Below are 11,800 nucleotides of genomic sequence, written 5' to 3'. Positions count from 1 at the left end.
TGAATTTCTGAAAAAAGTAGGAATGACCGGGGAGCCCGTTATCGCCAAGAGTTTATTGATTGAACTTAGTAAGGCTGTTTTTGTGAAAAAGCAGTAATGACGAGGTGGGACCGCGGCAACGCCCTCGTTACCATTAATGTGGTATCGAAGGCGTTTTTTGTTTAATCAACGAACTTAGTGAGTCGGTTATCGTGAGGTGATCGAAAAGTGGGGTGGAACCGCGCATTCGCGTCCTCTAAAGCAATGATGCTTTGGAGGACTTTTTTATTTAGGAGGGAAAGAACGATGAGAACACAACGATTTATTCGCGCACTAATTACATTAGCCATAATGATTGCTTTATTACCAATTGCTGGCTGCAAAAAGTCCGCTAACCCTAATTACCGTGCTAATCACGTTGATCAATGGTCACGGATTAAGAAATCAGGTCAACTTAATATCGGGGTTGATGATAGCTTTGTGCCAATGGACTTTCGGCAGAAAAACGGGAAATTAGTTGGTTATGACGTTGATCTTTCACGTGCAGTCTGCAAAGTGCTCGGGTTAAAGGCTAATTTTCAATCGATCGACTGGTCAATGAAAGAAACCGAATTAAAGAATGGAACGATTGATGTAATTTGGAATGGCTATACCGCAACCCCAGAACGACAGAAAAAGGAAGCCTTTAGCCGGGTTTACGAACGTTCTGGACAGTCACTGGTCGTTAAAAAGAACTCGGGAATTAATAGCTTCAAGGATATGCAAGGAAAAAAGCTTGGTCTTCAAGAAGGCTCGACAGCTTTTACTGACTTCAATAAGTACCCACAGCTGCTAAAAAGGTATATTAGTGGGTCGCCAATCATCTACCAAGATAACAACTCTGCCTTCATGGATTTAAAAGCGGGTCGGACACAAGGCGTTCTTGCCGGAACTATTTACGCTGGTTATTATGCGAAAAATTTAGCTAAGACTAATCAATATAAACTCATTGGTGGTAATGTCTTTCCTCAGGATCGGGTTGCCGTAGGGATGCGTAAGGGTGATCGCACATTAGTAAGAAAAATCAATTATGCTCTTGGCGTCCTCCAAAAAGACGGGACTCTCCGTCAAATTAATGAAAAATGGTTAGGAATTGATTCTAATTATTTGGGATCGACGAAGGAGTTTAAGAATTAGTAAGCTGTCTCTTCTTTAATTAGTTACTTTAGATAACGATTTTCGTTTAAAATAAACGAAAATATAGATTCATAACTTGATATAATTATTTTCAGAAGTAACGAATTATAGGAGTTAGTATGACAGTAGAACATAAAGAATTAGAATTTGAAAATAAGTTAATTAATCATTTAGTTAATCTAGGTGGTAGTAAACAATGGGAGTATCGTCCTGAAATAAAAACTACTCCACAACTTTGGGATAACTTCAAACAGATTTTAGAACGGAATAACCAAGATCGATTAGAACAACCATTATCTGATAATGAATTTAATCAAGTAAAGTCCATTATTAGCAAACTTAATACACCATATGAAGCTGGACAATTTTTATATGGGATCAATGGTATCTCACAGGTAGAAATAGATCGGGATGATGGAAAGCATGTTTATTTAACCATATTTGATCAAGATCAAATTGGGGCTGGGAATACTGTTTACCAAATTGTGAATCAGATTGAAAGGCCAGCAGTTATTCCAGGACGAAAAGAAAGACGTTTTGACATAACACTACTTATTAATGGATTGCCAATTATTCAAATTGAAGAAAAAGCAGATGGTCACCGCGTGTCAGAAGCATTAAACCAGATGCATCAATATACAGATGAAGAACAATACACGGATATTTTTTCTACTTTACAGATCTTAGTTGCTATGACACCTCATGACGCTCGTTATATGGCTAATACGACTTCTGACAAGTTTAATACTGACTTTGCTTTCGAATGGCAACGAGCTAATGATAATAAAATTGTTTCGGATGCCTATGAATTTGCTAATAGTATGCTATCAATTCCAATGGCACATCAAATGGCAACTAATTATATGATCTTGGATGGTACTCCACATCATCAGATGATTAAAATTATGCGTCCATATCAAATGTATGCAACTAAAAGAGTGATTGAAAAAATCCGTAATCATCAATTTGGATACGAGGATCAACGAATAGGTTATGTTTGGCATACTACTGGTTCTGGGAAGACAATTAGTTCATTTAAGGCTGCTTGGTTAGCTTCGCGATTACCAAACGTCAATAAAGTTGTTTTTATGGTTGACCGAGTAGCATTAACAAATCAAACAGTAGACGAATACAAGGCGTACGATCCAGAAAATACTGAGGACAGTAATGGCGGAGTTGTTACAGACACTGCTAATCGCTGGGCTTTATCACGTAAGTTAAGGAAAAAAGGTAAGGGAATTATTGTTACATCGACTCAAAAGATGGATGCAATGGTGCGCAATAAAGACTTTAAACCAGTTGATCAAAATATTGTTTTTATTGTTGACGAGGCTCACCGTTCAACATCTGGTGATATGTTGAAGCGAATAAAAGATGCTTTTCCAAAATCTGCATGGGTTGGTTATACAGGTACACCAGTATTTCCAGATAAGAATGGAAAGAGTAATGGGCCAACAACTCAAGAGATTTTTGGTGATGTTATTCATATTTACACCATTCAAGATGCAATTAAAGATGGTAATGTTCTTGGCTTTAAAGTTGACTTTAGGACAACTTTGACTGACCAAGTTATGAAAGACGAGTACTTACCTAAATATTTCCAATATCGTTATCCAAAAATGTCTGCGGAAGATATTCAAGATAGGATTAATAATTTACATGATGAAGATATGGATGACATGATTGAACCGAGTGTTTATGATGAAAATCAGCAACACGTTAAAAAAGTCGTTCAAGACATTATTGAACACTGGGATCGTCGGTCAGTTCATGGAAAATATAATGCTATTTTAACTACTCATGTGGGTGGTGGAAGACCATCGACTCCAATGGCAATGATGTATTATCGTGAGTTTAAACGTCAAAATAAAAATGCAGCTCATCCGCTTAGGGTTGGAATTACTTTTAGTTGGGATACCTCAAATAGTAATGGACAATTAGATACAAACAATTCATTAAGAGAAGCAATTACTGATTATAATCAAATGTTTGGAACTAGTTTTGATGATAATTCTGTTAAAGAATATACAGAACAAGTAGTTTCGCGGTTAAACCGAACAATTGATGATGGTAAGTATTTTGATATTGTAATTGTTGTCGATCAGTTATTAACCGGCTTTAATGCCCCACAACTAAATACATTATACGTTGACCGGACATTACGAGGTTCTGCGTTAATTCAAGCATATTCTCGTACTAATCGGGTTTATGATAATCAGACTAAGCCATATGGACGAATTGTTAATTATCGCTGGCCAGTCCATACGGAAAAACTAATGGATGATGCTTTGGAAGAATATGCTAATCGTCAATCAGCAAACATTCAATTAAAAATTGATGATATTAATGACGATTCGGGAATCCTTGCCCCTAGTTTTGGAAAGGTAAAGAAGAAACTTCATCAGATAGTAGATCGACTTGCTAATTTTACTGATGACTTCAAGGAGATACCGGCTAGTGAGAACGAACGTGGACAGATGCTTCAAGATCTTCGGCAGTATAACCATTGGATGGCATTAGCCAAGCAAGATGATCTTTATGATGAAAAGCAACCAGAGAAATTACTGAAAGAATTAGGGATGTCGATTGATGATGAAGAAATGTTAACAACAACTTTATCTAACCAGTTAAAGGATAAAATTGTTGCTGATCGAAAACTACTCGATGTTTCTCAGATTAACCTACAGATGGAAAGAGTCAAAGAGGTTAAGGTCAATTGGGATTACCTTGAAGAATTGATTGCTGAAGTCCTTAATAAATATCATGATCAAGACATTGAAGGAGCAAAGAAATCTGCTCAACAAGTTCAAGAGATTTCGGATCAATTAGAAGATCGTTCTTATGCTGATAAGATTAAACGATTTATTAAAAGCATTTTTAAGAATAAGGTTAAGTCATATAACTATCCGGTTAAGCAGAATCATATTCATAGTTTGATTGATAAAAACAATGAAAATAACATGCGTTCAAAGATCTTTGATTATAAGAAAAAATGGGGATTGGCTGATATTGAAGATACCCAACTTGTAAATAAGATTATTGAAAATCATGTTGTTGGTGCTGATGACCTAAATTCTGCTGGAGAACTAGATAGCATTGTTCGGGAAGCACAGGCAGTTTATAAAACGGATGCAGAAGCAGATGAAGTTAAAAAACTAAGCCGGTTCAAATATCGGACGCATTTACGCAGAAATATGATGGAATTTGCAGATAAATTAAAGAAAGATTACTAGGAGTTGTAAAAGTGAGTAAAGCACAAAAAATAACCAATAAAATTTGGGAAATGGCAAATCGGTTAAGAGGAAATATGGATGCAAGTGAATATCGTGACTACATTCTTGGATTCATGTTTTACCGTTATTTATCTGAGCATCAAGAAAAGTATCTAGTAAAAAATGAAGTTGTGTTTCCAGAAGAGGGACAAAGTGTTAATGATGCTTATTTAACTCAGGTTCCTGAAGAAGATCTTAATGATGCTTTAGCTGATATTGCTGGTTCATTAGGGTATGCGATTACTCCTCAATATACTTGGGCAACAATTGTTGATAAAGTTCATGATAATAAGATTGCGGCATCTGATTATCAAGATATGTTTGATAGTTTTAACCATAATCTAAACCTGAATGCCAATTCAAAAATGGATTTCACTGGTGTCTTTGATGATATGAATCTAAACAATTCACGATTAGGTAATAATACTGCGGCAAGGGCCAAGGCATTAACTAATATTATTGATTTAGTTGATGAAATCGAATATAAGGATGAGAATGGAAAAGATATATTAGCCAAAATTTATACATATTTAATTGATAAATTTGCAAAAAGTTCAGGGAAAAAGGCTGGCGAATTCTTTACCCCACACCAAGTATCTGAAGTATTAGCCAAGTTAGTTACAGAAAACTTGGATAAAAATATTACTCGACCAAGTGTATATGATTTTGCATGTGGTTCAGGATCGTTACTGCTAACCGTTTCTGAACAGTTACCATCAAATATGGTGGTTCATTACCATGGTCAGGAATTAAATACTTCAACGTATAATTTGGCACGAATGAATTTAATGATGCATGATGTTCGCTATGAAAATATGGATTTACGAAACGCCGATACTCTTGAAATGGATTGGCCTGATGGAGTTGATGAACATGGTGTAGATCATCCAAGAAGTTTCGACATGGTTGTTGCTAATCCTCCGTACTCAGCTCGCTGGGATAATAATGATAATAAGTTAAAAGATCCGCGTTTTAAGGAATATGGAGCATTGGCACCAAAGACAAAGGCAGATTATGCATTCTTACTTCACGGTTTGTATCACTTGAAGCAAGATGGAGCTATGGCAATTGTTTTACCTCATGGAGTATTATTCCGCGGAGCAAAGGAGGCCAAAATTCGTCAAGCACTATTAGAGAAGAATCAAATTGATGCGATTATTGGATTACCAGCCAACCTATTTTATTCAACAGGTATTCCAACCGTTGTGCTTGTATTAAAGAAGAATAAAGAAAATAAGGACGTTTTGTTTATTGATGCAAGCAAGGACTTTGAAAAGGGTAAAAACCAGAATACTCTGCGTAAAGAGGATATTGATAAGATTATTAATACCTATAAGGAACGTAAAGATGTGGATAAGTATGCCCATGTAGCATCAATTGATGAAATTAAGGAAAATGACTATAACCTTAATATTCCACGATATGTTGATACTTTTGAACCAGAGCCACCGGTTGATCTTGGTAAGTTAACTAAAGAGATGGAAGAAACACAAAAAGAGATTGAAAAGACCCAAAGTGAACTTTTGGGGATGATGAAAGAGTTAACTTCAAAAGACGAAAAGACCCAAAACGACTTAAACGATTTTATCAAAATGTTAGAAAACGAGGTAAAGCGTAATGGATAAAAAGCCTAAAAGAATGGTACCTGAGGTTCGTTTTAAAGGCTTCACTGATGATTGGGAGCAGCATAAGTTGGGTGAGATAACGATAGATATGTATAATGGCCAAACTCCTTCTAGAAATAATTCTGAATTTTGGAAAGGAAATATTCCTTGGCTAACAAGTGGAGAATTAAATCACGATATTATTACCGATACAGTCGAAAAAATAACAAAATTAGGACAAAAAGATAAACATTTGCGTTTAATAAAAAAGGGAACTTTTGTAATTGCTATAACGGGCTTAGAAGCGCCAGGGACTCGTGGTAATTGTGCCTTACTGGGTATTGATACAACAATTAACCAGTCTGTAATGGCAATTTATCCCGATCACAAAAAAGTTACGAGTGATTTTTTATTTGATTGGTATGAAAAAGTTGGCACAGAATATGGTATCACGTACACTCAGGGCACTAAGCAACAAAGCTATAATGTTAACTTGTTGAGTATTCTGCCAATAATGATCACACATAATCTTAAGGAACAGTATAAGATTAGTCAGCTTTTAAAAATAACAAATAGACTTATTTCTCTCCAGCAACGAAAATTAGAGCAATTGAAGCAGTTGAAAAAAGCGATGTTACGGCAATTATTAGCCTCTAAGGAATTAAGCCCCAGTATTCGTTTTAAAAACTTTACTGAAGCTTGGGAACAACGTAAGTTGGGGGATATAGGAAATGTAATTACCGGAAATACTCCATCAACTAAAGATAAAAGTAACTGGACTACGGATAAAAATAAAGGTCATATATGGATAACGCCGACAGATATTAATAGAAAAGTACTATTTGATTCCGAACGATATCTAAGTGATAAAGGATGGTTAAAAGCTAGAAAAATTCCTAAAAATTCTGTACTTATAACTAGTATTGCATCAATTGGTAAAAATGCTATAAATGGCATTGACGCAGCGTTTAATCAGCAAATTAATGCTTTGATTTTGCAAAACAATAATTATTATTTTGTCTTATCGTTAATGGATAAAGAGAAGAAAAGATTTGAAGCATTGGCTGGGCAAACAGCTACACCAATTATTAACAAATCAACATTTTCGTCATTCCAACTTCAAATTCCATCAGAGAATGAACAGAATAAAATAGGGAACTTTTTCAAGAAGATTGATAACCTCATCACTCTTCATCAGCGTGAAACCAACATATTATCTAACTTGAAAAAGTTTTTTCTCCAAAACTTATTCATCTAAAAGTAGCGGCATCAGTACAATTTACTGGTGTCGCTATTTCTTTAGCTTAGTTGTGATAAATGATGCAGGACTTTATCATTATCTTTATTTTCAAGTTCTTCAATGATATGAATATATGTTTCTTGCGTCGTTGTCGTATTAGCGTGTCCTAGCCGTTTAGCGACACTGGCAACTGATACTCCCTCATATAACAATAATGAGGCATGAGTGTGTCGCAAACCGTGAATTGAGATAGTGGGAATGTCAAGTTTATAACAATACTTTTCTAACAGTTCATTGATTGTCGAATTAAAAACTCGCTTATTATGTTGAACAAATATTGGCCAGTTGCTTTCTTTGTCATTAACGAGTGAACGAAATTGATTCATTAAGTGCCAATCAACCATTACGGTACGATTAGAAGATTCATTTTTTGCCTTTTGAAAGCTGCCAACTGGACTTTTGTAGTTCCATGATTTATTAACAATAATTTCTTGTTTTTCAAAGTCAAAGTCTTCTGGAGTCAATGCTAGTGCTTCTGCAAACCGTAATCCAGTTTTAGCAACGAGTAAAATGAACCAATCCCAATTTAAGTCATCACCAAGATTAAGATGGCGAAGAAGTTTTTGTAATTCATAAAGGCTAAGGAATTTACTTTTTTTGTGACTAGGAGCACACCCTTTAATAATTGCTCGTCTAGTAGGATCATGTTCTAATAAACCTTCATCCAATGCATCGACTAAGGCAGCTTTTAAGTGGTGATGAAAATCGAGGGTTGTCTGTTTCTCGTGGGTAGTTGCATAATCATTTAATAATTTTTGATATGATTGCCGAGTTAAATCATTCATGTGTAACTCTGGAGCTAATTGCTTAATCTTACGATATGTTAAGTAGTATTTATCAAGCGTAACTTTCCTAACTGCTTTCTCCTTATATAACCTGATCCAATCAATATAGTACTTATAGAACAGTTTTGTACTGTAGTGTTTCCGAGACATAATAAAAAAACCTCCAATAAATAATACATTTGTGTCAAGAACACAAATGTATTATTTGTTGGAGGTTGATTTTATGCAATGGTTAGATGAAAAGCTTTTGGAGGAGAAATTTTTTAATCGCTTTGAATTGGTTAATATTCATCTTTTTTTGATCAAGGATTTTATCAAGTTCAGCTAACAATTTGTAAATACTATTTTGCTCTTCTAACGAAGGAATTGCTATAGAAATGTTCAAAATGTTTTTTTTAGATATATTAAACCTTGAAATACCTTGAGCTAACGGGAATACATTTTTGCGTAAAAAAGGTGTTCGTAAATAATAAGATAAAAAGAATGGATTAACTTTACCTGGTATTGGGCGATATCCAAAACAGAAACTATTTAAGTATAGGTCCTTACCGTAATTACTAGGCCAAACGGAATTAAGTGCTACTTCTTCAGGAACTTCTGATGAAATAGTAAATAATATATCCCCTTTTTCTACTTTATTTTGGTTTAAATCTTTTTCAATCTTATCAATACCTGATACTTTAGCAATAATATTGTCATGAACATTTAAGTATGTAATGTATCGAGCATCACCATGTCCAAAATCGATTTTTGTTTTACCAGATAAACCGGAATATACATTTTCTTGAAGCCCGTTTAAGGTATTTAGCCTCCATTGAATATTAAAGTTATTAAATCTAATGATAGGAACTAGTTTTTCTTTATTTTGTACAAATAATCGCTGTAACATCACTTTTTTCAACTGCTTTAATTGCTCTAATTTTCGTTGCTGGAGAGAAAGTAATTTTTCGATTCCTCGTAAAAGCTCGCCTACTAGCGTTTGTTCTTTAGGTGATGGTAATTTAATGGGCATAGTACAAAAAATACTATCTTTGATTGCAAAACGATCTGATCTTGCACCAGAGTCACCATTTTGATACATAAATTTATACCATTTACTACTCTTAAAATAGAATTCTAAATATGAAAAATCTACAGAATGTGGTCGAAAAACATAATATAAAGGTGACATTAAGCCTGAAATACTTAATAAATTTCTTCTAACTGGTCCATAAGGTGCTAGCTTAGAGATTCTGGGATTATAAACAAAATCATTATTTTTAACAATATAATAATTATCTGTTTTATTAGCAATTTGTTTATCAAAAAATTTATTTTGATTTATAATTCCATATTCAGCGGAATTGGTTAAGACAGGTAATTTCTCATCAGTTTTGTTTCGGTCAGATATTTTGTTTGATATTTCTCCCAACTTACGCTGCTCCCATGTTTTTTTCATTATCAAATAAGAAAATAAAATTTACCATTTAGTTTAAAATTATTTCTTAAGTTAAACATAATCTCCTTATTTTTATCAAAACTATCCTCTTTACATATACACGTAGCAAAGGTATAATTATAAAAAACTAAAAGAGAGTAATTATGATACTTAGTTTTGCTGACAAAGAAACAGAGAAGGTTTTTGAACAAAAATTTTCTAAAAAACTGCCACAGTCGATTCAACGAATAGCATTAAGAAAGCTAATTATGATTGATAATGCTGAAAATATCAATGATCTAAGAATACCGCCCGCAAATCATTTAGAACAACTATCTGGTGATCGTGAAGGCCAGTATAGTATTAGAATTAATAGCCAATTTAGGATATGCTTTACAGTTCAAGGACAGAATAATATTAAAGATGTTGAGATAGTTGATTATCATTAGAGAGGAGATTTTATTATGGAACAAATTCCAACACCTACAGTTGGTGAAATCCTAAAAGAAGAATTTATGGAACCGTTAAATATTTCTGCATACCGTATTGCAAAAGAAATTGATGTGCCAACTTCAAGAATTCAAGACATTATTCATAACCGTCGCCAAATTACTGTCGATACGTCAATTCGTTTAGGACGCTTGTTTGGTGTTTCCGATCGGTACTTTCTGAATATGCAAAACGATATTGATATTCGTAATGCAGAAGAAGAAAGTGGAAATGAATTTAATAAAATAAAGACAATTGTTGCTAGTTAGTATTAAGGCGACCATATATTTAATTACCAAAACACCCCATATTACAATAGTTATTAAAAACATATACTTCTTCAAATTAACTACTGTAATATGGGGCATTTTATTTTTGGTAGCATTTAAAATACATTAATGTATTAAATAAACATCTTTTGAAGGCAAAACTTCTTCACTTTAGATATTTGGTTCAATCTACGCTGATGAAGGGTAATGAGGAAGTCAAGTTGTTTAAAAAATTCTCCTATTTTTTCTTGTTCATCAAAATTTGGAAAAGAAATCTTTATCTGCTTAACAATAGCTCCCGAAAGATTTCCTTGTCCTCCTTGTAAATAAGTTTTGATTATTGCTTCTTTATTTTTTCGTAACCATTGTACCAAAAATTTTGAATCATAATTTTTATTCGGAATTATGGCTAAAATGGCTTGGTTAATAGCACCATGGATATTAGAGATTCCAACTTCTCCGCTTGTTGCACCGTACAAGGCATAAAGTATGTCCCCTTGTCTAACCATTTTAGCCGAGGAATTTTGCAAACCCTGCTTAGATAAATACAATTCTGTTGATATGCTATTAATTTCAGATGATCGTATAAATGGAATAGTTCCACCATAATAATTAGAATTACTAACAGATGGAGTGCCTCCTGAGTAAAAGCTTGCCACTTTCCCCAACTTTCGCTGTTCCCAAGTTTCAGTAAAGTCTTTAAAACGAATATTGGAGATTAATTTACCCTTTTTAGAGACTAATAATTGCTGTAACATCGCCTTTTTCAACTGCTTTAATTGCTCTAATTTTCGTTGCTGGAGAGAAAGTAGTTTATTAAGTATATTTAGTAAATTTGCAATCTTATTCTGCTCTTTAATTTTAACAGGTATTGTTAAAATAGTGTTGAAAAAGTCGTTGGAACTGATATTAAGTAGTCCGTGATTTCTTGCACCTTCAGCAGCATTACGATAAATTTCTGTATACCATTTACTTGAGTCATAGTAATGCTCTAAAAAGTCAGAGCTAATATCATCAAGTGGTTTAAATACTAAATATAATGTGGATAGAACTCCTGCATCATAGTTATTTAGTCGCTTAATTGCTCCATAAGGATACCCAACAGAATAACTTTTATTGTAAGCAAAATCTCCTTGCTTCAATAAAAGATAATTTTTTAACTGTTTGCTAGCTATCTGCTTATTAAAATATTCAGTCTGATCAACAAGCCCGGCCTGAGCAGAAATAGTTAGTGGACGAGTACTCTGTAAATCTTTATTTTTTCTCAATATGCGAGTAGATATACTTTTTAACCTACGCTGCTCCCATACATTGATTATTATAATAAGCAAAAAAATAATTGATTATTCCATGAAATATTATCCTTCACAATAAACGAAAAGTTTAATTTTGGCAGATTGTAAAATTTAAGTTGAACATTTAAGTAGACAGAAAAACCCATCAAGGTCTTTAATGGTGTTACCACAACATTCCATTAGAAAGAAGGACCTTAATGGGCACCACTATTTT

The 11,800-nt window shown here is 33.8% G+C and carries 9 protein-coding genes and 1 other annotated feature (1 of these 10 cut by a window edge); of the genes, 6 read left to right on the top strand and 3 right to left on the bottom strand.

Going from position 1 to position 11,800, the window contains the following annotated elements; all coding sequences use genetic code 11:
* Positions 1-239 (top strand) — a binding site (T-box leader) (it extends 100 nt beyond the left edge of the window).
* 91 nt (positions 240-330) lie between these two features.
* The 4 genes from HUK49_RS02790 to HUK49_RS02775 all read left to right on the top strand — a co-directional run bounded on the left by HUK49_RS02790 (position 331) and on the right by HUK49_RS02775 (position 7,289).
* The gene (locus tag HUK49_RS02790) at positions 331-1,155 is read left to right on the top strand and encodes an amino acid ABC transporter substrate-binding protein (RefSeq protein ID WP_235980947.1); all 825 of its coding nucleotides are present in this window, start codon (positions 331-333) and stop codon (positions 1,153-1,155) included.
* A 119-nt stretch (positions 1,156-1,274) separates the two neighbouring features.
* Positions 1,275-4,388: a type I restriction endonuclease subunit R gene (locus HUK49_RS02785; RefSeq protein ID WP_191912574.1), complete on the top strand. Its 3,114-nt coding sequence runs from the start codon at positions 1,275-1,277 to the stop codon at positions 4,386-4,388.
* A 50-nt stretch (positions 4,389-4,438) separates the two neighbouring features.
* Positions 4,439-6,052, top strand: a complete 1,614-nt coding sequence (locus tag HUK49_RS02780) for a type I restriction-modification system subunit M (RefSeq protein WP_206705601.1) — start codon at positions 4,439-4,441, stop codon at positions 6,050-6,052.
* Positions 6,045-7,289, top strand: a complete 1,245-nt coding sequence (locus tag HUK49_RS02775; protein WP_191912572.1) for a restriction endonuclease subunit S — start codon at positions 6,045-6,047, stop codon at positions 7,287-7,289. The genes HUK49_RS02780 and HUK49_RS02775 overlap by 8 nt, the downstream gene beginning before the upstream one ends.
* A 41-nt stretch (positions 7,290-7,330) precedes the next feature.
* Here the strand turns inward: HUK49_RS02775 and HUK49_RS02770 are convergent, their stop codons facing one another.
* A complete protein-coding gene (locus HUK49_RS02770; RefSeq protein ID WP_191912571.1) occupies positions 7,331-8,266 on the bottom strand; it encodes a site-specific integrase in 936 nt (311 codons plus the stop codon).
* A gap of 82 nt (positions 8,267-8,348) precedes the next feature.
* Positions 8,349-9,554 carry a restriction endonuclease subunit S gene (locus HUK49_RS02765; protein ID WP_191912570.1) on the bottom strand — a complete coding sequence of 402 codons (1,206 nt, stop codon included), beginning with the start codon at positions 9,552-9,554 and terminating at the stop codon, positions 8,349-8,351.
* Between the two features lie 143 nt (positions 9,555-9,697).
* Here HUK49_RS02765 and HUK49_RS02760 point away from each other — a divergent pair, with 143 nt between their 5' ends.
* Both HUK49_RS02760 and HUK49_RS02755 read left to right on the top strand, forming a co-directional pair.
* A complete protein-coding gene (locus tag HUK49_RS02760) occupies positions 9,698-9,982 on the top strand; it encodes a type II toxin-antitoxin system RelE/ParE family toxin (RefSeq protein WP_191912569.1) in 285 nt (94 codons plus the stop codon).
* 15 nt (positions 9,983-9,997) lie between these two features.
* Positions 9,998-10,291, top strand: a complete 294-nt coding sequence (locus HUK49_RS02755; RefSeq protein WP_191912568.1) for a HigA family addiction module antitoxin — start codon at positions 9,998-10,000, stop codon at positions 10,289-10,291.
* 134 nt (positions 10,292-10,425) lie between these two features.
* Here the strand turns inward: HUK49_RS02755 and HUK49_RS02750 are convergent, their stop codons facing one another.
* Positions 10,426-11,559, bottom strand: coding sequence for a restriction endonuclease subunit S (locus HUK49_RS02750; RefSeq protein ID WP_235980940.1), 1,134 nt, complete (start codon positions 11,557-11,559; stop codon positions 10,426-10,428).
* Positions 11,560-11,800 lie beyond the last annotated feature (241 nt).

Origin of the sequence: Limosilactobacillus portuensis (genome assembly GCF_014838735.1) — a bacterium.
In the GTDB taxonomy this organism is placed as follows: Bacteria; Bacillota; Bacilli; order Lactobacillales; family Lactobacillaceae; genus Limosilactobacillus; species Limosilactobacillus portuensis.
The sequence above is the reverse complement of the archived record's forward strand: the minus strand, read 5'-3'. Positions and strand labels throughout refer to the sequence as shown.

Bases quoted from the DNA above. Each gene is read 5' to 3' on its own strand.
- HUK49_RS02790 (WP_235980947.1), top strand. From the start codon at position 331: ATGATTGCTTTATTACCAATTGCTGGCTGCAAAAAGTCCGCTAACCCT.
- HUK49_RS02785 (WP_191912574.1), top strand. From the start codon at position 1,275: ATGACAGTAGAACATAAAGAATTAGAATTTGAAAATAAGTTAATTAAT.
- HUK49_RS02780 (WP_206705601.1), top strand. From the start codon at position 4,439: ATGGCAAATCGGTTAAGAGGAAATATGGATGCAAGTGAATATCGTGAC.
- HUK49_RS02775 (WP_191912572.1), top strand. From the start codon at position 6,045: ATGGATAAAAAGCCTAAAAGAATGGTACCTGAGGTTCGTTTTAAAGGC.
- HUK49_RS02770 (WP_191912571.1), bottom strand. From the start codon at position 8,266: ATGTCTCGGAAACACTACAGTACAAAACTGTTCTATAAGTACTATATT.
- HUK49_RS02765 (WP_191912570.1), bottom strand. From the start codon at position 9,554: ATGAAAAAAACATGGGAGCAGCGTAAGTTGGGAGAAATATCAAACAAA.
- HUK49_RS02760 (WP_191912569.1), top strand. From the start codon at position 9,698: ATGATACTTAGTTTTGCTGACAAAGAAACAGAGAAGGTTTTTGAACAA.
- HUK49_RS02755 (WP_191912568.1), top strand. From the start codon at position 9,998: ATGGAACAAATTCCAACACCTACAGTTGGTGAAATCCTAAAAGAAGAA.